The organism is Promicromonospora sp. NPDC050880 (assembly GCF_044456525.1).
Lineage (GTDB): Bacteria > Actinomycetota > Actinomycetes > Actinomycetales > Cellulomonadaceae > Promicromonospora.
Genome location: NZ_JBITFV010000012.1, coordinates 14,665 through 41,281 on the forward strand (window position 1 = coordinate 14,665; position 26,617 = coordinate 41,281).

At 73.4% G+C, this 26,617-nt stretch carries 20 protein-coding genes; 4 read left to right on the top strand and 16 right to left on the bottom strand.

What is annotated here, in order from left to right; all coding sequences use genetic code 11:
* The 12 genes from ACIBBF_RS18240 to rimP all read right to left on the bottom strand — a co-directional run bounded on the left by ACIBBF_RS18240 (position 1) and on the right by rimP (position 15,209).
* Entirely contained in the window at positions 1-2,235 is a 2,235-nt protein-coding gene (locus ACIBBF_RS18240) for a polyribonucleotide nucleotidyltransferase (protein ID WP_397416004.1), read from the bottom strand.
* 204 nt (positions 2,236-2,439) lie between these two features.
* A complete protein-coding gene (gene rpsO / locus ACIBBF_RS18245; protein ID WP_119137907.1) occupies positions 2,440-2,709 on the bottom strand; it encodes a 30S ribosomal protein S15 in 270 nt (89 codons plus the stop codon).
* Between the two features lie 199 nt (positions 2,710-2,908).
* Positions 2,909-4,843: a heme peroxidase family protein gene (locus ACIBBF_RS18250; protein WP_397416007.1), complete on the bottom strand. Its 1,935-nt coding sequence runs from the start codon at positions 4,841-4,843 to the stop codon at positions 2,909-2,911.
* A 102-nt stretch (positions 4,844-4,945) separates the two neighbouring features.
* Positions 4,946-6,538, bottom strand: a complete 1,593-nt coding sequence (locus ACIBBF_RS18255) for a DUF6297 family protein (protein WP_397416009.1) — start codon at positions 6,536-6,538, stop codon at positions 4,946-4,948.
* A complete protein-coding gene (locus tag ACIBBF_RS18260) occupies positions 6,535-7,215 on the bottom strand; it encodes an ATP-binding cassette domain-containing protein (RefSeq protein WP_397416012.1) in 681 nt (226 codons plus the stop codon). Before ACIBBF_RS18260 ends, ACIBBF_RS18255 begins: the two co-directional genes overlap by 4 nt.
* A 41-nt stretch (positions 7,216-7,256) precedes the next feature.
* Positions 7,257-8,252: a bifunctional riboflavin kinase/FAD synthetase gene (locus ACIBBF_RS18265; RefSeq protein ID WP_397416014.1), complete on the bottom strand. Its 996-nt coding sequence runs from the start codon at positions 8,250-8,252 to the stop codon at positions 7,257-7,259.
* A gap of 134 nt (positions 8,253-8,386) precedes the next feature.
* Positions 8,387-9,469 (bottom strand): tRNA pseudouridine(55) synthase TruB, encoded by a 1,083-nt coding sequence (truB, locus tag ACIBBF_RS18270; RefSeq protein WP_397416016.1) that lies wholly within the window; start codon positions 9,467-9,469, stop codon positions 8,387-8,389.
* A gap of 70 nt (positions 9,470-9,539) precedes the next feature.
* Positions 9,540-9,977 (bottom strand): 30S ribosome-binding factor RbfA, encoded by a 438-nt coding sequence (gene rbfA, locus ACIBBF_RS18275; RefSeq protein ID WP_397416018.1) that lies wholly within the window; start codon positions 9,975-9,977, stop codon positions 9,540-9,542.
* A 92-nt stretch (positions 9,978-10,069) separates the two neighbouring features.
* Entirely contained in the window at positions 10,070-13,021 is a 2,952-nt protein-coding gene (gene infB / locus ACIBBF_RS18280; RefSeq protein ID WP_397416020.1) for a translation initiation factor IF-2, read from the bottom strand.
* A 177-nt stretch (positions 13,022-13,198) separates the two neighbouring features.
* The gene (locus ACIBBF_RS18285) at positions 13,199-13,558 is read right to left on the bottom strand and encodes a YlxR family protein (protein WP_397416022.1); all 360 of its coding nucleotides are present in this window, start codon (positions 13,556-13,558) and stop codon (positions 13,199-13,201) included.
* A gap of 6 nt (positions 13,559-13,564) precedes the next feature.
* A complete protein-coding gene (gene nusA, locus ACIBBF_RS18290; protein WP_397416024.1) occupies positions 13,565-14,614 on the bottom strand; it encodes a transcription termination factor NusA in 1,050 nt (349 codons plus the stop codon).
* Position 14,615: 1 nt separating this feature from the next.
* Positions 14,616-15,209 carry a ribosome maturation factor RimP gene (rimP, locus tag ACIBBF_RS18295; RefSeq protein WP_397416026.1) on the bottom strand — a complete coding sequence of 198 codons (594 nt, stop codon included), beginning with the start codon at positions 15,207-15,209 and terminating at the stop codon, positions 14,616-14,618.
* 313 nt (positions 15,210-15,522) lie between these two features.
* Between rimP and ACIBBF_RS18300 the strand changes: the two genes are divergently transcribed.
* Positions 15,523-16,491 carry a DUF4439 domain-containing protein gene (locus ACIBBF_RS18300; RefSeq protein WP_397416029.1) on the top strand — a complete coding sequence of 323 codons (969 nt, stop codon included), beginning with the start codon at positions 15,523-15,525 and terminating at the stop codon, positions 16,489-16,491.
* Between the two features lie 127 nt (positions 16,492-16,618).
* On the opposite strand, the gene ACIBBF_RS18305 is transcribed toward ACIBBF_RS18300, so the two are convergent.
* The gene (locus ACIBBF_RS18305; RefSeq protein ID WP_397416031.1) at positions 16,619-18,445 is read right to left on the bottom strand and encodes a proline--tRNA ligase; all 1,827 of its coding nucleotides are present in this window, start codon (positions 18,443-18,445) and stop codon (positions 16,619-16,621) included.
* 723 nt (positions 18,446-19,168) lie between these two features.
* On the opposite strand from ACIBBF_RS18305, the gene ACIBBF_RS18310 reads away from it, so the two are divergent.
* Together ACIBBF_RS18310 and ACIBBF_RS18315 are read left to right on the top strand one after the other, a co-directional pair.
* Complete coding sequence (locus ACIBBF_RS18310) at positions 19,169-20,080, top strand: Fpg/Nei family DNA glycosylase (RefSeq protein WP_397416033.1); 912 nt, start codon at positions 19,169-19,171, stop codon at positions 20,078-20,080.
* The gene (locus ACIBBF_RS18315) at positions 20,077-20,628 is read left to right on the top strand and encodes a putative glycolipid-binding domain-containing protein (protein ID WP_397416035.1); all 552 of its coding nucleotides are present in this window, start codon (positions 20,077-20,079) and stop codon (positions 20,626-20,628) included. Before ACIBBF_RS18310 ends, ACIBBF_RS18315 begins: the two co-directional genes overlap by 4 nt.
* 4 nt (positions 20,629-20,632) lie before the next feature.
* Here ACIBBF_RS18315 and ACIBBF_RS18320 read toward each other — a convergent pair whose 3' ends face one another.
* The 3 genes from ACIBBF_RS18320 to ACIBBF_RS18330 all read right to left on the bottom strand — a co-directional run bounded on the left by ACIBBF_RS18320 (position 20,633) and on the right by ACIBBF_RS18330 (position 24,157).
* Positions 20,633-21,583, bottom strand: a complete 951-nt coding sequence (locus ACIBBF_RS18320) for a GNAT family N-acetyltransferase (protein WP_397416037.1) — start codon at positions 21,581-21,583, stop codon at positions 20,633-20,635.
* A gap of 36 nt (positions 21,584-21,619) precedes the next feature.
* Positions 21,620-22,762, bottom strand: coding sequence for a flavodoxin-dependent (E)-4-hydroxy-3-methylbut-2-enyl-diphosphate synthase (ispG, locus tag ACIBBF_RS18325; RefSeq protein ID WP_397416307.1), 1,143 nt, complete (start codon positions 22,760-22,762; stop codon positions 21,620-21,622).
* A 72-nt stretch (positions 22,763-22,834) separates the two neighbouring features.
* Positions 22,835-24,157, bottom strand: a complete 1,323-nt coding sequence (locus ACIBBF_RS18330; RefSeq protein ID WP_397416039.1) for a M50 family metallopeptidase — start codon at positions 24,155-24,157, stop codon at positions 22,835-22,837.
* A gap of 139 nt (positions 24,158-24,296) precedes the next feature.
* On the opposite strand from ACIBBF_RS18330, the gene ACIBBF_RS18335 reads away from it, so the two are divergent.
* Entirely contained in the window at positions 24,297-26,597 is a 2,301-nt protein-coding gene (locus tag ACIBBF_RS18335; RefSeq protein WP_397416041.1) for a hypothetical protein, read from the top strand.
* The last annotated feature ends 20 nt before the right edge of the window (positions 26,598-26,617 follow it).

Below are 26,617 nucleotides of genomic sequence, written 5' to 3' on the forward strand. Positions count from 1 at the left end.
TCAGGCGTCCGCGGGTGCGGGGGTCTCGGCGGCCTCGGCCGGGGCCGACTCCTCCTCGTCGGTGACGGCGACCAGCGACAGCTTGCCGCGCGGGTCGATCTCACCGATCTCGACCTGGACCTTCTGGCCGATGGACAGCACGTCGTCGACGTTCTCGACACGCTTGCCGCCCACGAGCTTGCGGATCTGGCTGATGTGCAGCAGACCGTCCTTGCCCGGGGACAGCGAGATGAACGCGCCGAACGACGTCGTCTTGACGACGGTGCCGACGAACCGCTCGCCCACCTCGGGGACGTGCGGGTTGGCGATCGCGTTGATCGCCGCGCGGGCGGCCTCGGCCGAGGGGCCGTCGGTGGCACCGATGTACACGGTGCCGTCGTCCTCGATGGAGATGTCCGCGCCCGTCTCCTCCTGGATCTGGTTGATCATCTTGCCCTTCGGGCCGATGACCTCGCCGATCTTGTCGGTCGGGACCTTCACCGTGATGACGCGCGGGGCGTTCGGGGACATCTCGTCCGGGACGTCGATCGCCTCGGCGAGCACCTCGAGGATCGTCAGGCGGGCGTCGCGCGCCTGCCCCAGGGCGGCCGCGAGGACCGACGCCGGGATGCCGTCGAGCTTGGTGTCGAGCTGGATGGCGGTGACGAACTCCTTGGTGCCGGCGACCTTGAAGTCCATGTCGCCGAAGGCGTCCTCGGCACCCAGGATGTCCGTCATCGCGGCGTAGCGGGTCTCGCCCTCCACGGTGTCGGACACGAGGCCCATCGCGATGCCGGCGACCGGGGCGCGCAGCGGCACACCGGCGTTGAGCAGCGACAGCGTGCTGGCGCACACGGAGCCCATCGAGGTCGAGCCGTTGGAGCCGAGCGCCTCGGACACCTGGCGGATCGCGTAGGGGAACTCCTCGCGGCTCGGCAGCACCGGCACCAGGGCACGCTCGGCGAGCGCGCCGTGGCCGATCTCGCGGCGCTTCGGGCTGCCCACGCGGCCCGTCTCACCGGTCGAGTACGGCGGGAAGTTGTAGTTGTGCATGTAGCGCTTGCGCGTCTCCGGACCGAGCGAGTCGATCTGCTGCTCCATGCGGAGCATGTTCAGCGTGGTGACACCCAGGATCTGGGTCTCGCCGCGCTCGAAGATCGCCGAGCCGTGCACGCGGGGCAGCACCTCGACCTCGGCCGAGAGGGTGCGGATGTCCGCGAGGCCACGGCCGTCGATGCGGACACCGTCGGTCAGCACGCGCTGGCGCACGAGCTGCTTCTGCAGCGAGCGGAAGGCGGCCGACAGCTCCTTCTCGCGGCCCTCGAACTGGGCGTCGAGCTGCTCGTGCAGCCCGGCCTTGATCTCGTCGAGGGTGTTCTCGCGCTGCTGCTTGTCGGCGATGGTGAGCGCGTCGCGCGTGGCGGCGGTCACGGCACCCTCGACGGCGGCGTACGCGTCGGGCTGGTAGTCCGGGAAGAGCGGGAACTCCTGCGTCTCCTTGGCGGACTGCGCGGCGAGCGCGGCCTGCGCGTCGCACAGGGCCTTGATGAACGGCTTGGCCGCCTCGATGCCCTCGGCGACGACCTCCTCGGTGGGGGCCGCGACGCCGTCGTTCTTGATGAGGTTCCACGCGTCGTCGGTGGCCTCGGCCTCGATCATGGCGATCGCGACGTCGTCACCCACGACACGGCCGGCCACGACCATGTCGAAGACCGCGCGCTCCTTGTCGGAGTACTTCGGGAACGCGACCCACTGGCCGTCGACCAGCGCGATGCGCACCGCGCCGACCGGGCCGTCGAACGGCAGGCCGGAGATCTGGGTCGACGCCGACGCGGCGTTGATCGCCAGGGTGTCGTACGCGTCGTCCGGGTGGATCGCCATGACGGTGATGACCACCTGGACCTCGTTGCGCAGGCCCTTGACGAACAGCGGGCGCAGCGGACGGTCGATCAGGCGGCAGGCCAGGATCGCCTCGGTCGAGGGGCGGCCCTCGCGGCGGAAGAACGAGCCGGGAATGCGGCCCGCGGCGTACATCCGCTCCTCGACGTCCACCGTCAGCGGGAAGAAGTCGAACTGGTCCTTGGGGTGCTTGCCGGCGGCCGTGGTCGACAGCAGCATGGTCTCGCCGTCGAGGTACGCGGCGACGGAGCCGGCGGCCTGCTTGGCGAGGCGCCCGGTCTCGAACCGGACGGTACGGGTGCCGAAGCGGCCGTTGTCGATGACGGCCTCGGCGAACTGGATCTCGGGACCCTCCACGGGTGCCCTCCTTGTTCTCTCGTACGCCCCCGTGCCCGACGGTCATCGATCGAGGCCCACCGAGCCGTCGCTGGTGCGACGTTCTCGGGAGGCCACTACCGAGGACCGGACGAGGTCACGGGCGGCGCTGTGGTTGTTGTACTACAGCATCTCACCAGACCAGCCCGGCCCCCGCAGTGGGGGCCGGGCTGGTAGGCGTCAGGTTCAGCGGCGCAGGCCGAGCTTGTCGACCAGGGCGCGGTAGCGCTCGATGTCGATGCCCCGCAGGTAGCCCTGGAGACGACGACGCTGGCCCACGAGGAGCAGCAGACCACGACGGCTGTGGTGGTCGTGCTTGTGCTCCTTGAGGTGCTCGGTCAGGTCCTTGATGCGCTGCGTGAGGAGCGCGATCTGCACCTCGGGCGAGCCGGTGTCGCCCGGCTTGGTCCCGTACTCGGAAATGATCTGCTGCTTCGTGGCAGTGTCGAGCGGCATGGCTCTCCTTCAGTGTCGTTGCGCGGTGCTCCGGGACTCGTTCACCGGGCGCTCTGGATCCGCGGCCGTTCAGACGGCGGTACAACATTACCAGTGCTGAGCCCGTACGTCCGACTGCCCGGATGAGACCTCCCGCACGTGTCAGACGCTCAGGTCGCCCGGGCGACCTGAGCGTCCGACACGTGCGGCGGGGTGGGCGTCACGCGCCGTCGTGGCCCGCGTAGCCCGTGCCCGCGGTGTCCCGGCGGAACCGCGGCAGGCCCGCCTCGTCCTGACCGACCGGGAACACCCCGGCGAACGCCAGCAGGTCCGTGATCGTCGTGACCAGGCGCCCGTCCTCGAACCGCACCCCGTACGCCGGGTTCCAGTCGCCGCCGGGCCGGCGCATGAACGAGTCGGGGTCCAGGCGCAGCAGGTAGAGGAACGTCTCGACCAGGATGCGGCTGCCCACCTCGCCCAGGAAGCTGCCGTTGCCCTGGACCTCGGCCTCCTTGAGCACGTAGTACCACAGGGGTGTGCCGTCCAGGTCGTCGAGCGCCGCCACCACCTCGGGTGACGCGTTCCGGCGGAGCTGCTCCGGCGTGAGCGGACGCACGCGCAGCGCCCGCGCCACGGCCTCCCCCGTCGGGATCGCCAGCATGTACCCGCGCAGCAGGTTGCGCTGCGCGAGCTGCTTCAGCAGCGCCCGGACCGGACCCGAGGCCGCGTTGCCCTCGTTGAGCAGGTCTCCGAGGCCGTCAGCCAGGAACGGGTCGATCTTGCGGGCCATGCGGAACGTCAGGGGGTCTCCCTTGTCGGTCAGCCGGGTCCACTCGACGGGCCAGTTCGACGGCAGGGCGGGCAGCGGGTTCGCCGGGTCGGGCGACAGCCCGCCGTTGCCGGTGAACCGGAAGAGCTGGTCCAGCGTCGCCACCCCGCCGGGCCCGCCGCCCGTGAAGTTGACGTTGAAGTCGTAGGCGCCGCGCACCATCGAGTGCCCGAACCGGAACGCCGCCACCGCGAACTCCAGCGGCATCGCGACCCGGCGGGCGGGCCGGAACAGCGACGGCCCCGTCGCCAGGACCGAGTCCAGCACGCCGGCCTTGGTCAGGGTGCGCAGGTAGTCGTGCACGACCAGCCACTGGTAGTGGAACCGGACGAGCTGCTGCGCGCGGTCGAACAGCGAACGCTGCGTCACCGCGAACCACGGCTCGTGCCGCGACACCCAGTCCACCACCGCGTTGTGGAACCGGATCATCGCCACGTGGAACTGCGCCACCACGAGGTTCTCGTCGTTGCGGCTGTCGGGGATCAGCGGCATGCGCTCGCTGCCCGGTGCGGTGCTGCGGGGCAGGTCGCGCTGCGGGTCGTCGCCGGGCGCCACGAGCTGGAACCCGCCGATCGGCTGCGTCGAGACCCGGCCGAGGCGCAGCTTGGCCGAGCCCGGCACGTACGCCGCCTCGCTGCGCGTGGTGCCCCGGTCCTTCTCCCCCTCGAACCGGGGCCCCGACCCGTACAGGCTGTCGAGGTCCAGGAGCGGGATGCGGCCGTTGTGCAGGCTGCGCCGGACGACGTCGGGCGCGAAGACGCGGAAGGGGTCGCTGACCACGTCACCCAGCGCCTGGTCCCCGCCCGGGCCGGAGCCGTCGTCGGGGCCGTTCGTGTTGAGCGTGATGTCGTGGTCGATGAACTGGCCCCAGTAGGTGTAGATCGCGGGGACCGTCGAGTCGCGCGGCGGTACCGGCGTCGCCGGGGGCGCGCCCGGTGACGGCGCGGGCGGGGGCCCCGCGGGGGCCTCGATCATGCCGGCACCGAGCCGCAGCAGGGCGTCCCGGGTCTGCGCCACCCGGTCGCCCACGGGCAGGTGGGCCTCCGGGAACTGCCGGGCGAGGTCGCGCAGCAGGTAGTCGAACGACGTCGTGGCGTCGAACCGGTGCTCGCGCAGGTCGCGCCGCACGGCGGCCTCGGTGCGCGGCATGAGCGTCGCCGTGCTGTCCTGCGGCGCGGCCTGCGCGTCCGCGTCGGCCGGTACGAACACGCCACCGTGCCCGATGCGGCGCACCGTCCGGCCGGCCGGTGTCTGCGCCAGGTCGACCGCCTCGTGCGGGGTGTGGTTGGGGTCGCCCTGGGGCGGCGCCTGGGTGGTCTGGGCCATGATCCTCTCCTTGGCTGGTGTGAAGGCCTTCCACCAGGGGAGAGCAGGACGCCGCGGCCTGCGTGCCGGGTTCGGCCAGGGCCGAATCACCCGGCGCAGGTGTCACGACGTGCGCTTGACGTGCGCGGCCCACAGCACCGCGCCCACGGCGCACACCACCTGCGCCGCGACCACCGCCGGCGCGGCGGGCCCGGCAGCCGCCGCCCAGGCGAGCGGCACCGTGCCGAGCACCGTCAGGTCCAGGCCCCTGAGCTGGTGCAGCACCAGCCCCGTGGGCAGGGCGCCCGCCGGCGTCGCGATCATCGGCACGTCCCACGGCACCGGGCCGCGGTAGGCGGTCCGCACGGCGGCGGCGCCGAGCACGACGGCGGCCGGGACCGCGGTGGCGACCCACGCCCCGCCACCGGTCGCCACGGCGACCGCCAGCAGCACAACGGCGGCGCCCGCCGTCGGCCAGACCGTGCGGACCGCCCGGGTGCCCCGGGCGCCGAGCGGGACCAGCGCGTCCAGGCGCGGGTTCTCCCCCGCCGCCCGCGGGCCGACGGCGCTCGCGACGGCCCCCGCGTAACCGAGGACCGCCAGGACCGCCCACAGCCCGATCCCGTCGGCCAGCAACGGCACCTGGACGGCGACGGCACCCGTCGCCGCGAGGGCCACCAGCCCCGCCAGCGCCGCGGACGAACGGGCCAGGAACGTGACGTCGGCGGCGAGCACCGCGCTGACGGGTCCGCGCGCCAGCCGGGGCACCCCGGCCAGGACGCGCGACGCCGTCGGGCCGGAGCTCAGCAGCGCGCGGCTCACGCCCCCGCTGTCGAGCGACAGCAGCGCCGCCGAGGCCTGCATGGCCGCCGAGGCCCGCGCCCGCAGGTCACCGGCGCGGAGCCGGTCGAGCCCCGCCGGCCAGGCCGCGAGGGCCGCCGTGCCCACGAGCGCCAGCGCCGCGGGCACGGGCCACGGCACGGTCCAGGCCGCCCAGCCGGGCACCCACAGGGCCCCGGCCAGCCCTGCCACCGGCACGGCGGCGAGCAGCAGGGTCAGCACCTGCCCGAGCCGCGTGCCGGACGTGGTCCCGGCCACCTGGAGCAGGCCCGCACCGGTCACGACGACGAGACCGAGCGCGCCACCGAAGGCGGCGTCGAGCAGGATCCCCACCGGGCTCACGCCGACGAACGCCGCGGGCAGTCCGCCCACCACGACGCCGGCACCCGTGCCGGCCAGCACGGTCCGGACGAGCGACGGCGATGCCAGGCCGGTCCGCCCGGCGGGCGTGGGCAGCCACCACCGCACCCCCGCAGCCGGCAGCCCTGCCGGGCCCAGCCGCGTCGCGAGCACGGCCCCCGCGGCGACGGCGAGCGCGAGGACGAGCGCCTGGATCAGCCCGGGACCGAGCCCGAACCCCGTCGCGTCCGAGCCGAGCAGCTCGCGCACGGGTGCCCCGAAGCCCCACACGTACAGGGCGACGAGCGTGAGCAGGATGGTCACCTCGCCCACGTCCGTCGCCACCTGCCCGGTCTCGGGCGGCAGGTTGTGGGCTCGCACGCGCGCCGTGAGGCGGCGCAGCTCGGCGCCGGTCAGTCGTTCGGCGTCGTCCCCGGCGAGGCGCGGAAGCGGCCGGACGACGCCCGGCGCCCCGCCCAGGCCCGGCTCCGCCGCCGCGTCCGGTGCCCCGCCCGCCTCCGGCGTCCCGCCCGTCACCGGAAGCCCGCCAGCACGCCCGGCGCCTCGGCCGGTTCGAGCAGCTCGGCGCCGTCGTCGGACAGGTGGAGCGCGCGGGCGCCCGTGGCCGCCAGCAGCCGGTCGTCGTGCGTGGCGAACAGCACCGCCGTCCCGGCGTCGGCCTCGGCGCGCAGCGTGTCGCCCAGGCGGGCGCGCATGGCGGTGTCGAGGCGCTGCTCGGGCTCGTCCAGGACGAGCAGGTCGCGGGGGCGCACCAGGGCGCTCGCCATCAGGAACCGGCGGCGCTGCCCCGAGGAGAGGGTGTGCGGCATGGCCCCGCCGTGCGCGGCGATGCCGACGTGGTCGAGCACCTGGTCGGTGACGGCTCCCGCGTCCGGCACGCCGTGCCCGCGTGCGGTGAGCACGAGGTGCTCGCGGACGGTGACGCCGGGGAAGAACGCGTCGTCGTCCAGCACGCCCGCGACCCGGGCCCGGAAGCCGCGCTCGCGCTCGTCCACGACCCGCCCGAAGGCGCGGACGGTGCCGCTCAGGGGTTCCTGCAGTCCGAGCACGGTGCGCAGGAGCGTGGACTTGCCGGTGCCGTTGGTGCCGATCACCGCGACCACGTCGCCGGGTGCCACCGTGAGCGTGACCGGCGGGCAGACGGCGTTGCCGCCGTACCCGACCACCAGGTCCGACAGTTCGAGGAGCGTCATGCCCGGCTCAACGTACGAGCGCCGCAAACGTCTCCACGACCTCAGGCCCGGAGGATCTCACGGGAGCGTGCCACGTCGTCGTTCATCTGGGCGATCAGCGGCTCGATGCCGTCGAACCGCAGCGTGGGGCGCAGGTGGGCCACGAACTCCAGCACCACGGTCTGGTCGTACAGGTCCAGGTCGGTGCGGTCGAGCACGTACGCCTCCACGCGGCGCTCGACGCCGTCGAAGGTCGGGTTGGTGCCCACGGAGATCGCGGCGGGCAGGATCTCCTCCTGCCCCCGGGCGCCCTCGTCCGCGGGCGTCGCCAGGCTCGCGCACGTCGCCGCCGTGCCGCGGCGCAGCCAGCCGGCGTAGACGCCGTCGGCGGGAACGAGGCCGGTGATGTCGCCGAGGTTCGCGGTCGGGAAGCCCAGCTCCCGGCCCCGGGCGTCGCCGTGCACCACGGTGCCGCGCACGAGGTGGGGGCGGCCGAGCACGTCGGCGGCCTGGCCGACGTCGCCCTCCGCGAGGAGCGCGCGCACCGCCGTCGACGACCAGCGCTGGTGCCCGTCGCCCGCCGAGTCGCCCACGTCCTCGATGGCGACCACCTCGAAGCCGTGCTGCCCGCCGAGCTCGACCATGGTGGCCAGCGTGCCGGCGTTCTGCTTGCCGAAGCGGACGTCGTGCCCCACCACCACAGTCCGCGCCCGCAGCCCGTCGACGAGGTACCGGGAGACGAACTCCTCCGGCGTCTGGGCGGCGAAGTCGAGGGTGTAGTGCACCAGCAGCGTGGCGTCCAGGCCGGTGCGCTCCATGAGCGCCAGGCGGTCCTCCAGGCCCGTGATGAGCTCGGGCGCCGACTCGGGCCGGTGCACCGCCGACGGGTGCGGCTCGAACGTCACGGCGACGGCGCTCGCGCCGTCACCCCGGGCGAGCCGGAGGATGCGGTCGAGCACCGCCTGGTGGCCGCGGTGGACGCCGTCGAAGTTGCCGATCGTCACCACGGATGGCCCGAATCCCGGGGGAACCTGCTCCAGGTCCGTCCACAGCTGCACGCGGGTTGCTCCTCATGAATCAGGTGGCGCGGGGTGCGGGCGTCGCATCGCGCCGTCCCGCACCGAACGTCAAAAGCGTAGCCCGAGCCCGGCGGTGCCCCGTGCGCGGGGCCACCCGGCGGCGCCCGGTCGCCTCAGTCGGCCGGTGCGAGCACCAGCACGGGCCGGGCCAGGTTCTCGCCGCGCCGGCGCGTGTCCTCCAGCAGCGCCACCAGCGTGCCCGACGGCGACAGCGCGGCCACCACCTCGGGCCGGCCGGACGGCTCGACCCACTGCCCGTAGCCCAGCGCCCGCACCTCGACCTCGTCGAGCCGGCGGACCGGGAAGGTGCCGCGGGCGGCGTCGGCCAGCGGGAGGGTGGCCAGGGTGCCGTCGGCGTCGGCCTGCGCCTCCAGCTCCTCCAGCGTGCGGGCACCGGTGAGGTCGTAGCCGCCCACGCGGGTGCGGCGCAGCGCGGTCAGGTGCCCGCCGGTGCCGAGCGCGGCCCCGAGGTCACGGGCCAGGGCACGCACGTAGGTGCCCGACGAGACGGTGACGCGCACGTCCACGTCGATCACGGGCACCTCACGCGTCGGGACGCCGCCGGGGTCCGCGGCGGTCGGCGCGCGGCCCGGCTGCGCGGCATCGCCCGGGGAAACGTCGTCCGGGTCCACGTGGACGTCGGCGAGGTCGCCGTCGGGCACCGCCGTCGTGGCCGTGCGGACGTCCAGCACCTCGAACCGGGACACCGTGACCGGCCGCGCCTGGAGCGTGACCTCCTCCCCGGCGCGGACACGCGCGTAGGCGCGCCTGCCGTCCACCTTGATCGCGGACACGGACGTGGGCACCTGCAGGATGTCGCCCGTGAGCCCGGCGACCGCGGCGTCCAGCGCCGCCCGCTCCACACGCCCGACCGCCTCCGGTCCGGCGACGGCCGCGACCGCGCCCTCGGCGTCGTCCGTCGTCGTGGCCACGCCGAGCCGGATCGTCGCGTCGTAGTCCTTGTCCGCGCCCACCACGTAGGTGAGCAGGCGGGTCGCCTTGCCGACACCGAGCACGAGCACGCCGGTCGCCATCGGGTCCAGCGTCCCCGCGTGCCCGATCTTCCGCGTCCCAGCGAGCCGCCGCATGCGCCCGACGACGTCGTGGCTCGTCCAGCCCTGCGGCTTGTCGACGACGACGAACCCGTCGGCCGCCGTCGGACGACGGGTCTGCGCCTGCGGGGTGGGAGAAATCATGGGTACCAGTATCTCGCGGCTCAGGGGTGGCGCACGGCATCGGGGTCACCCGCGGGCGCGGGGCCCGGGGTCACTCCGCGTCGTCGTCCTCGCGCGGCTTCTTGTACGGGTCGGCCTCGCCGGCGTACTGGGCGCCGGCGCGCAGCGCCTCGAGCTCGGCGTCCCGCTTGCGGGCCTCGATCAGCGCCGCGTCGAGCGTGGCGGCGGTCTCGGGCACCGAGTCGAGGTGGAACTCGATGGTGGGCGTCAGGCGGATCCCCGTCTGCTTGCCCACCTCCGAGCGGATCAGGCCCGTGGCGCTCTTGAGCGCCGCGGCCGTACCCGCCCGGTCCTCGTCCGAGCCGTAGACCGTGTAGAACACCGAGGCGTTCTGCAGGTCGCCGGTCACCCGGACGTCCGTGACCGTCACGAAACCGAGGCGCGGGTCCTTGATCCGCGTGTCGATCATCTGCGCGACGATCACCTTGATGCGGTCGGCGAGCTTGCGTGCCCGCGGGTTGTCGACCATGAGTCTGTTCCCTTTCAGCGTGAGTGCGGGGTATCCGCACGGACCGGACCAGCCGGCCGGGCAGATACCCCGCACTCAATGAACCATCAACGTCAGGCGCGCGGCTTCTCGCGCATCTCGAACGTCTCGATGGTGTCGCCCTCGGTGACGTCGTTGAACGACCCGAGACCGATACCGCACTCGAAGCCCTCGCGGACCTCCGTGACGTCGTCCTTCTCGCGGCGCAGCGACTCGATCGTGAGGTTGTCCCCCACCACCGTGCCGTTCCGCAGCACACGCGCCTTGGCGTTGCGGCGGATGGTGCCCGAGCGGACCACCGAACCGGCGATGTTGCCGAACTTCGAGGAGCGGAAGACCTGACGGATCTCCGCGGTCCCGAGCTGGACCTCCTCGTACTCCGGCTTGAGCATGCCCTTGAGGGCCGCCTCGACGTCCTCGATCGCCTGGTAGATGACCGAGTAGAACTTGACGTCCACGCCCTCGCGCTCCGCCAGCTCCTCGACGCGCTCGCCGTACTTCACGTTGAAGCCGATGATCACGGCGCTGTCGACGGTGGCCAGGTTGACGTCGTTCTGCGTGATCGCACCGACACCGCGGTGGATGACACGCAGCTCGACCTCGTCGCCCACGTCGATCTTGAGCAGCGCGTCCTCCAGTGCCTCGACGGCACCGGACACGTCGCCCTTGAGGATGAGGTTGAGGCTCTCGACCTTGCCCTTCTTGAGCTCGGTGTCGAAGTCCTCGAGGCTGATCCGCTTGCGACGCTTGGCCAGCGTCGCGGCGCGCTCGGCCGCCTCGCGCTTCTCGGCGATCTGCCGAGCGGTCCGGTCGTCCGGCGCCACGAGGAACGTGTCGCCGGCGCTCGGGACGCTCGTCAGGCCCAGCACCTGCACCGGACGGGCCGGCAGCGCGGCCTCGACCGAGTTGCCGTGCTCGTCGAACATCGCGCGGACACGGCCGTGGGCCGTACCGGCGACGATCGCGTCACCGACGTGCAGCGTGCCGGACTGCACCAGCACCGTGGCCACGGAACCGCGGCCCTTGTCGAGGTTGGCCTCGATGGCGACGCCGCGCGCGTCCTTGGTCGGGTTGGCGCGCAGGTCCAGCGAGGCGTCCGCCGTGAGCAGGACGGCCTCGATGAGGTCGTCGATACCGATGCCCGGCTTCGCCGCGACGTCGACGAACATGGTGTCGCCGCCGTACTCCTCGGCCACCAGGTTGTACTCGGTGAGCTGCTGACGGACCTTCGCCGGGTTGGCACCCTCGACGTCGATCTTGTTGACGGCGACCACGATCGGCACGCCGGCGGCCTGCGCGTGGTTCACGGCCTCGACCGTCTGCGGCATCACGCCGTCGTCGGCCGCGACCACGAGGATCGCGATGTCCGTGACCTGCGCACCACGGGCACGCATGGCGGTGAACGCCTCGTGACCCGGGGTGTCGATGAACGTGATGGCGCGCTCGACGCCCTCGTGCTCGTGCGTGATCTGGTAGGCACCGATGTGCTGGGTGATGCCACCGTGCTCGCCGGCCACCACGTCCGACTTGCGGATGGCGTCCAGCAGCTTGGTCTTACCGTGGTCGACGTGACCCATGACGGTCACGACCGGCGGGCGGGCGACCAGGTCGTCGTCGGACTCCCCGGCCTCCTCGGCCTCCAGGTCGATGTCGAAGGTCCCGAGCAGCTCGCGGTCCTCCTCCTCGGCCGAGACCATCTCGATCACGTAGCCGAGCTCGGCGGCCAGCGTGCCGAAGGTGTCCTCGTCCAGGGACTGCGTGGCCGTGGCCATCTCGCCCAGGTGGAACAGGACGGTCACGAGCGACGCGGGGTTCGCGTCGATCTTGTCCGCGAAGTCGTTCAGCGAGGCGCCGTGGCGCAGGCGCACGACCGTGCTGCCGTTGCCGCGAGGAACCTGCACGCCGCCGAGCGACGGGGCCTGCATCGCCTCGAACTCCTGGCGCTTCGCCCGGCGCGACTTGCGTCCGCGGACCGGCTTGCCGCCGGCGCGCCCGAAGGCACCCTGGGTCGCACCGCGCCCACCGGCACCACGACGCGGGCCGCCGAAGCCGCCACCGCCACCGGGACGACCCGGGGCACCGGCACCGGCGCCACCACCGGCACCACCCGGACGACCGCCGCCACCGGGGCGACCGCGGCCACCACCCGGCGCCGGGCGGTCACCCGGACGCGGCATCGAGGTCTTGCCCGGCATCATGCCGGGGTTCGGACGCGGACCGCCGCCACCACCGGGACGGGGGGCCGACGGACGGGGACCACCGGGGCGGGGGCCGCCCGAGCGCTCGCCGCTCGCGTCCGCACGCTCGGGGCGCTGCCCCGGGCGGGGCATGCCCTGGCTCGTCGCGAACGGGTTGTTGCCCGGACGCGGGTTGCCACCGGCAGGCCGGTCACCGGAACCTGCGCCCGGACGGCCGCGGCCGCCACCGGGACGGGGCATGCCCTGGCTCGTGGCGAACGGGTTGTTGCCCGGACGCGGCGTGCCGCCACCCGGACGGTCGCCACCCGGACGCGGACCACGACCACCGTCACGCGCGGGACGCGCGCCCGAGGGCGCGGCACCCGGCTTCGGGGCACCGGGCCGCGGGGCTGCGGCCGGCTTCGGCGCACCCGGCTTGGGTGCGGCCGACGGCTTGGCCGACGCCGCGGGCGCGGCCGGGGCCTCGTCGGCGGCGGGAGCCGGAGCCGGGGCCGGGGTGGCCGGCGCAGGGCTGGCGGGAGCCGGAGCCGGAGCGGCCTCGGCCTTCGGGGGTGCCGCGGGTGCCGGAGCAGGCGCGGCGGGCTTCTGCGCCGCGGGCTTCGCGGCGGGCTTGGGTGCGCTGGGTGCGGGCTTCGCCGCTGCGCCCTTGTCGGACGGGCCGGCAGCGCCACCAGCCGGGAACTTGTCACGCATCGCACGCTCGACCGGCGCCTCGAGGGTCGAGGAGGCCGAACGGACGAACTCGCCTGCGGCCTTCAGCTCGGCCATCAGGGTCTTGCTCTCCACTCCGAGCTGCTTTGCGAGCTCGTGAACGCGGATCTTAGCCACATCTCTCCTGTCTCGGTCCATCCCGGGACAGGGAGGACCGCCATTAGTACCAGGTACTCATCGCTGGGGACTCATCGGGTGCCCATCGGCTTCTGACCCGCTTCCTTGTCGACGATTCGCTAGGTTCGGCCGGACGCGCAGGGGCGCCCGGTCGGGACGGTCTTGCGGCCGGCGCACTCACCGGCCGAGGTGTGCTCGTACCTCGGCCAGATCGACGGGGCCGTCGACGCGCAGTGCGCGGGACACGGCCCTACGACGCTCGGCGAGCTCCAGGCACCGCGGCTCCGGGTGAACCCAGGCGCCGCGACCCGGCAGGCAGGCCCGGACATCGACGACGACGTGCCGTGGACCTGCCACCGCATCACCGTGCATCGAAGGGTCCGGCACCAGACGCAGGAGTGCAGACCGCTGGTCGCGCCCCCGGCATCCGACACACGTTCGCACCGGACCCTGGACGGGTGGTCCCGGATCAGGCACGGGGGAGGTCGAAAGACGGGCGCGTGGCCCAGACTCGGACAGTCTACCGCGCCGTCCCACCTGGCGTTACCGACCCCTCTGCGTGTCGGCGGGCGTCCCACCTGCGCCGGAGTCGGTCGCCTCGTCCGACCGGATGTCGATGCGCCAGCCCGTCAGCTTCGCGGCGAGGCGCGCGTTCTGCCCCTCCTTGCCGATGGCGAGGGAGAGCTGGTAGTCCGGCACGACGGCCCGCGCGGCGCGGGCGTCCGCGTCGACCACTGTGACCGACGACACACGGGCCGGCGACAGGGCGCTGGCCACGAACGCGGCCGGGTCGTCGCTGTGGTCGACGATGTCGATCTTCTCGCCGTGCAGCTCCGCCATCACGGCGCGCACGCGAGCGCCCATCGGACCGATGCAGGCACCCTTGGCGTTCAGCCCGGCCACCCGGGACCGGACCGCCATCTTGGTGCGGTGGCCCGCCTCGCGGGCGATGGCCGTGATCTCCACCGAGCCGTCCGCGATCTCCGGGACCTCGAGCTCGAAGAGCTTGCGCACCAGGTTCGGGTGCGTACGGCTCAACGTGATCTGGGCGCCCTTCATTCCGCGGCTGACCTCGACCACGTAGGCACGCAGGCGCTCGCCGTGCACGTACTCCTCGGTGGGCACCTGCTCGTGCGGCGGGAGCACGGCCTCGGTGCCACCGACGTCCACGAGCACGACGCGCGGGTCACGGCCCTGCTGGATGACGCCGGCCAGCACCTCGCCCTCCTTGCCGCGGAAGGTGCCGAGCACCTGGTCGTCCTCGGCGTCGCGCAGACGCTGCACGATGACCTGGCGGGCCGTGGCCGTGGCGATCCGGCCGAAGTCCTGCGGGGTGTGGTCGAACTCGGGGCCGAACTCCACGGTGGGGCGCGCGTCGGGGTCGTCGGGGTCGGGCTCGACGGGCAGCTCCTCGCGCGCCCAGACCGTGACGTGACCGGACGAGCGGTCCAGCTCGACGCGGGCCCGGGTGTAGGCGTCGGGGGTGCGGTGGTAGGCCGAGAGGAGTGCCTGCTCGATGGCCGCGACGAGGACGTCCAGGCTGAGATCTCTCTCGCGCTCCAGCATCCGCAGGGTGGTCATGTCGATGTCCATGTCAGCCTTCCTCGTTGCGGCCGGGGTACCCCGCGGTCGCGTCGTCGAAACCAGCACCGTCGACGTCGTCGTCGGTGTCTTCACCTGCACTCTCGCCCAGTTCGGTGCCCTCGGCATCCTGGACGTCGTCGAGCCGCTTGAGCTCGACCTCGACCTTGCCGCGGACCACGTCGGCGAGGTCGATCCGCCGGTCGTCGTCGAGCACGAGGACCGCCGTGGCGCCGTCGGCGAGCACGTCGGTCAGCCGGCCCTCGGCGCGGCCGCCGTCCGCCAGCTTGAGCGTCACCAGCCGGGTGCGGGCCCGCTTGAAGTGCCGCAGCTCGGTCAGGGGCCGGCTGGTACCCGGCGTCGAGATCTCGAGCGTGTACGCACCGGCGACGACGTCGTCCACGTCCAGGGCCGCCGACACGGCCCGCGACACGTCGCCGAGGGCGTCGGAGTCGAGGCTGCCCACCGCGTCCTCCGGCAGGTCCACGGTGATCCGCACGACCGACCTGCTGCCGGCCCGAGTGGTGGTCACCTCTTCCAGGTACAGACCCGCGGCCTCGACCGCCGGCCGCACCACCTCGCGGACCGCTTCCGCCTGCTGTGTCATCGCCTGCCTCCCGTCGGCTCCCCCGTGCGGGGGCACGGTTCGAGCCGGAACGGTTCGACCGATGTGCTGTTGTCGTCTGTGCTTGCTGCCTGTGTCCAGCCTAACGAAGCGCCGGGGCACGGCACCTCGCGCGGGACGTGACGTCCGTGACCCGACCGCAACCGGCACGGCCCGGGTCAGCGCACGAACCGGCCTGGGGAACGTGGCATCATCGGCCACGATGAACCCCAACGGCCCCAGGTCCCGTACGCGACGCCGGTCAGGCCTGACCGCGCTGGTCCTGACCTGCGCGATCATTCTCTCAGGTTGCGGGGTGCGTCTGGAGACGCCCCCGCCGACCGAGCCGGTGCCCGACGCGGCCGAGGTGGTCCGGCGCACCGCCGTGGCGGACGCCCTGCTCGTGGCGGAGCAGGCCGAGGCCGCCGCCGGCACGCAGGGGGTCGACGCCGACGTCGCGGCCGAGCTGGAGCGGATCGCGACGGCCACCACCGAACAGGCGGAGCAGCTCGGCGGCGAGTACGACTCGGGCCTGGACGACATCGTGACCGACCGGTCCGCCTCCTCCCCGTCGGCGACCACGCCGGACCACACCCCCGCCGCCGTCCTCACCTCCCTGGTCGACGCCGCGACCCGCACGCGCGCCGCGGCGAACCAGGTCCAGCTCGGGCCGCTCGGCCGGCTGCTCGGGTCGGTCTCCGCGGCGCAGACGCGGTACGCGACGGACCTCGCGCGGCTGACGGGAGCACAGGCCCCCGACCTTCCGCCGACGACGATCCCCGAACCCACCGCGCCCAGCGCCGATCCCAGCGAGGGTGACGAGACCGCGGCCACCCCGGCCGCCGCATCCGTCCAGGACGCGCCCGTGGTGCCGACCGGGCTGTCCGCCGAGGACCTGAGCGCCCTGGTGCTCGCCGAGGACACCGCCGGCTACGCCCTGGAGGTGCGAGCCGCGCAGGCCGAGGGCGACGTGCGGACCCGGGCCGCCGACCGTGCCCGGGCGCACCGTGCGCGGGCGCAGGCCTGGGCCCTGGTGGCCGGCGTCGACGGCACGGACCAGGACCCGCGCCGGGTCGCCTACACGGTTCCCCGGGGCGACACCCCGACGCAGGACCTCGCCCGCGACCTCGAGAACGACCTGGCCCAGAACTACGCGTCCCTGGTGGGCCTCGCCGAGCCCGGCACACGCACCGTGCTGGTCTCGCTCCTCACGGACGCCGCCCTGGCCGCCGGCCGGTGGGGCGCCGCGGCGGTGCCCTTCCCGGGGCTTCCGGAGCAGGCCTGACGGCGCCTGGTCGTGGGCGGTTGCCCGCGCACGGCCAGGCGGTGCCGAGGCGATGGCCCGGCCAGGTCGGCGGCCTGGCCGAGGCGATGGCCCGGTCAGGCCGAGGCCGGTGGCCTGGCGCCGGTGGTCACGCCAGGAGCGCCGCCACCCGGGCCGCCACCGCGTCCGCGGCCTCGCCCACGGGAAGCTGCTCCGCCTCGCCGGCGCGCGGCCGCACCTCGACCACGCCGTCGGCCAGGCCCTTGCCCACCGTGACCACGAGCGGGGCGCCGAGCAGCTCGGCGTCCTTGAACTTCACGCCCGGCGACACCTTGCCGGTCCGGTCGTCGTAGAGCACCTCGACGCCGCGTGCGGCCAGGTCGTCGGCGAGCGTCGCGGCCGCGTCGAACACCTCGGCGTCCTTGCCCGCCGCCACCAGGTGCACGTGCACCGGCGCCACGTGAGCCGGCCAGGCCAGGCCCTTGTCGTCGTGGTTCGCCTCGGCGAGCGCCGCGAGCGCCCGCGTGACGCCCACCCCGTAGGAGCCCATGGTCACGACGGCCTGCTTGCCGTTCTCGTCGAGCACCACGAGGCCCAGGGCCTCGGCGTACTTGCGGCCGAGCTGGAAGATGTGGCCCATCTCGATGCCGCGCGCGAGCTCCAGCGGGCCGGAGCCGTCGGGCGCCGGGTCGCCGGGGCGCACCTCGGCGGCCTCGACGGTGCCGTCCGCGGTGAAGTCACGGCCGGCCACGAGGTCGAACACGTGCTTGCCGGGCTCGTTGGCACCGGTGATCCAGCGGGTGCCGGACACCACGCGGGGGTCGAGCAGGTACCGGATCGCGGGGATCTTCTCGCCGTCGGCTCCCTCGACCTGCTCGCCCTGGGGTCCGAGCACCTGCGGGCCGATGTAGCCCTTGACGAGCTGCGGGAACTTCTTGAAGTCCTCCTCGGTGGCGGCCTCGGGCTCGGCCGGCGTCAGCGTCGCCTCGATGCGCTTGAGGTCGACCTCGCGGTCACCGGGCAGGCCGACGACGACCAGCTCACGGGTGCCGTCGGGCTGGTTGAGCGCCAGCACCACGTTCTTGAGCGTGTCGGCGGCGGTCCAGGGCCGGTCGGGGCGCGGGAACTTCGCGTTGGCGACGTCGACCAGCGTGGCGATGGTCGGGGTGTCCGGGGTGTCCTCGACGTGGGCCGCGGGGGCGTCGTCGTAGGGGACCGCCTCAGGGACCGGGGTGACCACGGCCTCCACGTTGGCGGCGTACCCGCCGGGCGAGCGCACGAACGTGTCCTCGCCGATGGGCGAGGGCGAGAGGAACTCCTCGGAGCGGGAGCCGCCCATGGCACCCGACATCGCGGACACGATCACGTAGTCCAGGCCGAGGCGCGTGAAGATCTTCTCGTACGCCTCGCGGTGCTTCTGGTAGCTGACCTCGAGGCCCTCGTCCTTGACGTCGAACGAGTACGAGTCCTTCATGATGAACTCGCGCCCGCGGATCAGGCCCGCGCGGGGGCGCGCCTCGTCGCGGTACTTGGTCTGGATCTGGAACAGCGTGACCGGCAGGTCCTTGTACGACGAGTACAGGTCCTTGACCAGGAGCGCGAACATCTCCTCGTGCGTGGGCGCGAGCAGGTAGTCGGCGTCCTTGCGGTCCTTGAGCCGGAACAGGCCGGCGCCGTACTCCTCCCAGCGACCCGTGGCCTCGTAGGGCTCCCGCGGCAGCAGCGCCGGGAAGTGCACCTCCTGGCCGCCGATCGCGACCATCTCCTCGCGGACGATCGCCTCGATCTTGGCCAGCACCCGCAGGCCCAGCGGCAGCCACGAGTAGATGCCCGGGGCGGCCCGGCGGATGTACCCGGCCCGCACGAGGAGCTTGTGGCTGGCGACCTCGGCCTCGGCCGGGTCCTCGCGCAGGGTACGGACGAAGAGGGACGACATGCGCAGCACGTCGCCCTGAGTGAGGCGTGCGGAAGACATGGGGCACAGCCTATCCGCGCGGAGGCTTGCGGTTCTCCTGGAATACGTGGTGCCGGCGGTGTGCGGCGGGAGGGCGGGGGTGGGTGTTCGGTCGGCTGCGGCCGGATGGGGCGAGTGGTCGGTTAGCTGCAGCCGGACAGGGCGAGCGGTCGGTCAGCCGCGCCCCGGACAGGGCGAGCGGTCGGTCAGCCGCGCCCCGGACAGGGCGAGCGGTCGGTCAGCCGCGCCCCGGACAGGACGAGCAGTCGGTCAGCCGCGCCCCGGACAGGACGAGAGTTCGGTCGGCTGCAGCCGAACGGGACGAGAGTTCGGTCGGTTGCGCCGAGATCGGTCGATCGAGTGACCGATCTCGGGGCAACCGACCGAAGACAGAGCCGTGCGACCTGCAAGAGACCGAACCCAGGAGCGCCGCCTTCCTCTGCCCACCTGCCACTTCCCCCTCCCACCTCCCGCTTCCCCCTGCCACCTCCCATCTCCCGCTTCCCCCTGCCATCTCCCACCTGCCGCCCCGCCACCTCCCACCTGCTGCCTCCCCTCACCCACCTCCCACCTGCCCCTCTTTCCTCTCCCACCTGCCCCTCTCCCACCTCCCACCTGCGCACCTCCCACCTGCCCTCTCCCAACTCCCCCTGCCACCTCCCACCCCCGCCATCTGCCACCTCCCACCCTCCCCACCCCAGCTCCTCCCTTGCCGCATCCGCCGAACTCTCGGAGGATGGGCGCATGCCTGAGCTGCCCGAGGTCGCCGCGCTCGCGGACTTCCTGCGCGAGCGCACCTCCGGGCACACGGTCCGCTCGGTCGAGGTGGGCTCGATCGCGGCGCTCAAGACGTTCAGCCCGTCGCCCGACGCGCTCGCGGGCGGCACGGTGGGCGGGGTGGCCCGGCACGGCAAGTGGCTCGACGTCGTCGTCACCACGCTGCCCGACGGCGAGCCGCTCCACCTGGTCTTCCACCTCTCGCGGGGCGGGTGGGTGCGCTGGTCGGACGCCCTGCCGGACAAGCCCGTGCGGCCTTCGCTGGGCGGTTCCAGCCGGGGCGCCGTGCTCGCGCTGCGGGTGCGGCTCGACGACGGGTCGGGGTTCGACCTCACCGAGGCGGGCACCCGCAAGCGCCTGGCCGTGCACGTGGTGCACGACCCGGCCGAGATCGAGATGGTCGCCTCCCTCGGTGTCGAACCGCTGGACCCCGCCTTCACGACCGAGGTGCTGGCCGGGCTGCTCGCCGCGAGGAACCAGCAGGTCAAGGGCCTGCTGCGCGATCAGCGGGCCATCGCGGGCATCGGCAACGCCTACAGCGACGAGATCCTGCTCGTGAGCCGGTTCAGCCCCTACAAGCTCACCGGGTCGTTCACCCCGGAGGAGACCGCCCGGCTGCACCAGGCCGTCGGCGACGTGCTCACGGAGGCGATCGCGGCGGCGTCGGGCAAGCCGGCCAAGGAGCTCAAGGACGCGAAGCGGGCCGGGATGCGCGTGCACGGCCGTACCGGCCAGCCGTGCCCCGGGTGGAACGGTGTGCCGTGCGGCGACACGGTGCACGAGGTGTCGTTCGCGGACCGGTCGATGCAGTACTGCCCCACGTGCCAGACGGGCGGCAAGCCGCTGGCCGACCGGCGGATGTCGAAGCTGCTGCGGTGACAGTCGTCTACTGGCGCCGGACCGACGTCGTGGGGCTGGAGCGCCTGGAGCTCACCGCCGGCCCCGACGGCGTGACCGCGTCAGGGTCCGTCATCTGCATGGAGGACGGCGGGTTCCGGCTCGACCACCGCTGGTGGCTCGACCCCGGCTGGAGCGCGCGACGCGTCGAGACCGAGGTCTGGGCACGAGGGACCCGGGCCGCGCTCGTGCTGGAGCGGGCGGGGTCCGGCTGGCTCGTCGACGGCGAACCTCGTCCCGACCTGGACGGTGCCGAGGAGCCCGACCTGTCGGTCACGCCCTTCTGCAACACGTTGCCGGTCCGGCGGATGGGTGCCGCGCCGCGCCTGGTCCTGGACACCGCGTACATCGACGGGCCGGCGCTGACCGTCACCCGCTCCAGGCAGCGCTACGACGCCGCGGGGCCGGGCCGGGTGCGGTACGTGGACCTCGGCCTGTCCCGGGGGTTCGAGGCGGACCTGACGGTGGACGACGCCGGGCTGGTGGTGCGTTACGAGCACCTGTTCGAGCGGGTGGAGCCGCAGGCCTGACGGGTCAGAACAGGACCGTGGCGAACGTGCCCACCTGCTCGAAGCCCACGCGCCGGTAGGCCGCCACGGCCCGCTCGTTGTAGGCGTTCACGTACAGCGACACCACCGGGGCCACGGTGGCGCGGGTGGCCTCGACCACGGCGGCCATGCCCGACTCCGACCAGCCCCGGCCGCGGAACGCCGGCTCGACCCACACCCCCTGCACCTGCGCGACGCCGCCGGCCACCGCGCCGAGCTCGGCCTTGAAGGCGATGGCGGGGCGGCCGCCGACGTCGGGCACCATGCGGACGAACGAGCGGCCCTCCGTGATGAGCGACCGCACGCGCTCCGCGTAGGCGGAGCCGCCCGAGGCGACCGGCGAGTAGCCGACCTCCTCGGTGAACATACGGACGCAGGCCGGCAGCACGAGGCCCAGCTCCGTGGGCACCGACCGGCGGACGGTGGGCTCGGGCGGCAGCGCGGGCGCCGTGCCGATGGCCATGGACGGCTGGTCGGCCCGCACGTCACGCGCCGGCGGCCAGTGTGGCGACAGGTGCTCCCAGAGCGTGAGCGCGGCCCACTGCTCCCCCACGATCGACGAGGAGCGGCGCCCGTGCACGCGCGCGACGTCGGCGAACGCGGCCACTGCCTGGGCGCGCCGCTCGGGATCGGTGATCGGGACCACCGGCACCAGGTTGGCGCCGGCCCAGCAGACGGCCTCCAGCGGGCCGGCGTCGGGAAAGCCCCACGCCTGGCCCGCCGCCGCGCCGAACCCCGAGCGGAGCGCGATCTCCAGCCGGGCGGCGGCGAGCACCGACGCCACGGGGTCGACGGCGCAGACGGCGAGCGCCTGCGTCAGGTCCTCACGCGTCAGCGAGCGCGCGGTGTCCCGCCGCTCGCGCCGGGCGAGGTCACCGGGGCGAGCGGGCCCGTCCGGGCGCGCCCCGGCCGGAACCGGGGTGCGCCAGCGGGCCATGTCCTGCTCCGTTCGACTCAGGTTCCCGGGTGGCGATCAGCCGACCGAGACGACCGGCGAACCGGCCTGTGCTTCATTCTCCGGCGTCGGCATCTCATCCGCGATCCGCATCGCCTCTTCGATGAGCGTCTCGACGATCATCGCCTCGGGGACGGTCTTGATGACCTCGCCCTTGACGAAGATCTGGCCCTTGCCGTTGCCGGAGGCCACACCGAGGTCGGCCTCGCGGGCCTCGCCCGGGCCGTTGACGACGCAGCCCATGACGGCGACGCGAAGCGGGACGGTCATGCCCTCCAGGCCGGCGGTGACCTTCTCGGCCAGCGTGTAGACGTCCACCTGGGCCCGGCCGCAGGACGGGCAGGAGACGATCTCGAGCTTGCGCGGGCGCAGGTTGAGCGCCTGCAGGATCTGGTTGCCGACCTTGACCTCCTCGACCGGCGGGGCCGAGAGGGAGACGCGGATGGTGTCGCCGATGCCCTTGCTGAGCAGGGCGCCGAACGCGGTGGCCGACTTGATGGTGCCCTGGAACGCGGGGCCCGCCTCGGTGACGCCGAGGTGCAGGGGCCAGTCGCCGCGCTCGGAGAGCAGCTCGTAGGCGCGGACCATGACCACGGGGTCGTTGTGCTTGACCGAGATCTTGAAGTCGTGGAAGTCGTGCTCCTCGAAGAGGCTGGCCTCCCACACGGCCGACTCCACCAGGGCCTCGGGGGTGGGCTTGCCGTACTTCTCCAGGAGGCGCTTGTCGAGCGAGCCCGCGTTGACGCCGATGCGGAGCGACACGCCCGCGTCCTTGGCGGCCTGGGCGATCTGCTTGACCTGGTCGTCGAACTTGCGGATGTTGCCCGGGTTCACGCGGACGGCGGCGCAGCCGGCGTCGATCGCGGCGTACACGTACTTGGGCTGGAAGTGGATGTCCGCGATCACGGGGATCTGCGACTTCTTGGCGATGATCGGCAGCGCCTCCGCGTCGTCGGCGCTCGGGACGGCGACGCGGACGATGTCGCAGCCGGCCGTCGTGAGCTCCGCGATCTGCTGGAGGGTCGCGTTGATGTCGGTGGTGGGCGTGGTGGTCATGGACTGCACGCTGATGGGTGCGTCACCACCCACCTCGACCTTGCCCACCTTGATCTTGCGGGTCTTGCGGCGGGGGGCGAGGACCGGCGGGGGTGCTGCTGGCATGCCGAGGCTGATTGCGGTCACGGACTCAGTATCCACTCTTCGGAAGGGTCAAAACGCACATCGTGCTCGGCGTCACGTGATCCGCACCGGATCCACCAGGTCGGCCACGATGAGGATGCCGCCCACCCCGAGCAGCACGAGGAAGACCACATAGGCCACGGGAGTCATGCGGGCGACGTCGGCCGGGCCGGGCAGGACGGCGGCGCCGCGCACCCGGGCGACCGTGCGCTTGCCGCCCTCGTAGAGGGCGTTGACCAGATGCCCGCCGTCCAGCGGCAGCAGCGGGATCATGTTGAAGACGAACAGCGCGATGTTCAGGCTGGCGAGCAGGCTCAGGTAGATCATCACGCGGTCGAGGATCGCCTCGTCCAGGGCCATGATCTGGCCGCTGATCCGCGCGACGCCGACGACCGACTGCACCGAGTCCTGCGAGCGTTCCTCGGCGCTGAAGGCCTGCGTGGCAGCGTCGGCCACGCGGACGGGCAGCGTGGCGACCATGGTGGCCGTCTGCCAGGTCTGGTCCGCGACGGCCGGCAGCACGCTCGACACGGGCTGGGGCTCGCGCACCTGGAGCGGCGAGAAGCCCACGAAACCGCCGGGGCGGACGACGGGCTCGCCCGCGGCATCCAGGACGGGGGCGCCCTCCTCGTCCACGACGGGGCGGTCGGTGCGGGCCGGGGTGACCTCCAGGGCGACGCGTTCGCCGTCGCGCAGCACCACGATCTCGGACTCGCGCCCCGCGGAGTCGTTGATGAGGCCGACGAGCTGCTGCCAGCCGTGCACCTCGGTGCCGCCGAACGAGACCACCTCGTCGCCGGGCTCCAGCCCGGCGGCCACGGCGGGTGCGGCGGGCTGCCCCTCGCAGTCGTCGCCCGAGGCGGTGGAGGTGACGGAGGCCGGCACGCACTCCGAGAGCTGGGCGACCGTGGTGGAGACGGCGGGCAGTCCGTACCCGATGAGGATGACGGCCATCAGCACCGTCGCGATCACGAGGTTCATGAACGGCCCGCCGAACATGACCACGAGCTTCTTGGGCGTCGACAGGTTGTAGAAGGCGCGGTGCTCCTCACCGGGCCGCACCTCGGCCACCGAGGCGTCCCGTGCGTCGGCCACCAGGTCGCTCCAGAAGCCCTTGCCGCGCCGCGCACCCTCCGGGGCCGGGGGCATCATGCCGACCAGCCGCACGAACCCGCCGAGCGGGATCGCCTTGATCCCGTACTCCGTCTCCCCCTTGGTCCGCGACCAGAGCGTGGGCCCGAAGCCCACGAAGTACTGGCTCACCCGGACGCCGAACTTCTTGGCCGGGACCATGTGCCCCAGCTCGTGCAGCCCCACCGAGACGACGACGCCGAGCAGGAGGACGAGCACACCAACGATGTGCGGAACGATGCTCACGGCACCGAGACTACGGCACCTGTCCGACAGCCCGGAAGGCAGCGCACGGCTCCCCTCGGCTCGACCACGCGACATTCACGCCACTCCCGTTCCATGACAATTCCTTGAAACTTCGGTTACCGATCATTAACCTGGCGGCATGTCTGTTTCGTCCGTACCCGAGGTCGGGCACACCCACGGTCCCGCGGCGCTCGCCGACAGCCTCGCCGCGGTCTTCCAGACCGAGGCGTGGTCGGGTCCGGACGGCGACTCCCGGGTGGCCCGGCACCTGCGCGAGGCCGGGGTCGACGTCAGCGCGATCTGGGCGGCGTCCCGCTGGAACATGGGCGAGGACGGCGAGGCGCCCAACCGGCGCCACCCGCTGCCCGGCGACCCGCGCGGCCCGCAGACCGCCGCCGCCCTGCGGGCCGTCGCCGGGCTGCCGCGCGGTGCCGCGCTCCTCGGTCTCTACCTGTGGTCGCAGGCCAGCGACGCGCTGCAGTACACCTTCCGGCACGGCCGGATCATCGTGCCGCTGCGCGCGTTCGTCGAGACCTGGGAGACGTGCCGCGACGAGGCCCCCGACGCCGTGTGCCGGGCCGAGGGCGACGCCGTGGCCGTCCTGCTGCGCACGCTCATCACGCAGATGCACACGTCGGCCGCCCGCAGCGCGGGCAGCCTGCCCCGGCTCGCCGGGGCCGCCGCGCGGGCCGGTCAGAGGTGCGCGGACCTGCTGCGTGCCGCCCGGGCCATCCCCGACCCGGCGTCCCCGTTCCGCCGGGAGCTCGTACCGCAGGCCGTGACGCGGATCCGCTACTTCCGCGCGCTCGCCGAGGCGTCGGTGGCCGCGGACGAGGCGATGGCGGGCCGGCCCGACCGCCTCGGCCCCGCGCTCGACGGGCTGCGCGCCGCCGAGACCGACCGGCACCTCAACTACATCCTGGCCAGCGAGCTGCGCTCCTACCGGATGCACCTGACGGAGCTGCACCGCAACCTCGGCGCGCGGTGGCTCACGCTGGACCGGCTCAAGACCGTCTACATCTACCCGTTCGGGCTGCGGGACGTGAGCCCGGCCGCCGCCGTCGCGGCGATCCGCGGCATCGCCGACCGCGACGAACGCCCCTGGCTGCTGGGCGTCCGGACCGTCGCGACACGCGCCCGCCTCAAGATGGACGACGTCTGGGCGAGCGTCGACCGTGCCGCCCGCCCGTACGGCGGGGCCTCGCTGTCCATGCCCGACGTGCGGCTGGAACAGCCCGACGGCACGCTCATCGCCGAGCTGACCTGCGACGTGCGGTTCACCGAGTTCGGCAACCACTACGTGCGGTTCCGGTACTCGGCGCACGACCAGTCGCCGCAGCAGGTGCGCGACGCCCGGTTCCGGCTGTCCAACCTGCACGCCGACATCCGGGTGCGGTGGATCGCGCCGGACGGCTCGCCGCTCGACGTCGACCACGGCGACGCCCTGCCGCCCGAGCGCCTGTTCGACCTCGCCGACCTGCTCCAGCGCGCCACGGCGGACCTGGTCCGCACGGGGACCGAGATCGCCCAGGGACGGGCGCACGTGGTCACCACCGTCTACGAGGCCAGCCGCGGCACCGGCCCCGCGGCACCCCGGGCGGCCCGCACGCCGGTCGCGATGGGTGACGAGCTGCTCGCCGCGTTCGGCTCGCAGGTGCTGCTCCAGCCGGTCTCGTACGGCACCGCGACGCTGTGCGACTGGACCCTGCGCCAGCGCAACCCGGTGCTGCTGGAAGGCGTGCGGCACCTGGGTGACGTCGTGGCGGTGACCACCAACTCCACGACGGTCGCGCTGGTGGGCGCGGCGCACTTCAAGATCTCCCAGTACGGCTCGCTGGCCGAGTTCGTCGCGAGCCTCAACGGGCTGTTCAGCGCCTGGAACGCCACGCTGGCCGACCACCTGCGGATCGTCGCGGCCATGCTCGCCGACCACGACGTGAACAACGGCGCCGACCTGGCCGAGCGCAAGGAGCGGCTGACCCGCGAGCAGCTGCGCCTGCACGAGTTCGCCTCGGAGGTGCGCACCACGCTGACCACCATCACCTCACCCACGTTCCTGGCCTCCGCCCTCGAGTCCCGGATGCTCAACCAGCTCCTGCACGCCTCGCACTTCGAGCAGCAGGCCGCGGTGGTCACCGAACGGCTGCGCGAGCTGCTCCAGGAACCCATCGCCACGCGGCTCGCCGCCCTCGAGCGCCTGCACGGCGACCGCGAGCGCGCCGAGGAGGCGAGGCGGGAGCGCGGCAGGCGCCGGCTCATGGACGGCACCCTCTCGGCCATCACGGTGTTCGCCGGCGTCTACGCGCTGATCGGGACGGTCCAGGTGGCCCTGGACGCGGCGCTGATCGACGGCGTCCAGGCGGTCGCGGCCACGGCCCTGGTCACCGTGGGCGCGCTGGTGACAGGCCTGGCCGTCTTCAACTGGACGCGCGGTCACTGACCCCTCGATCCGGTCTAGGG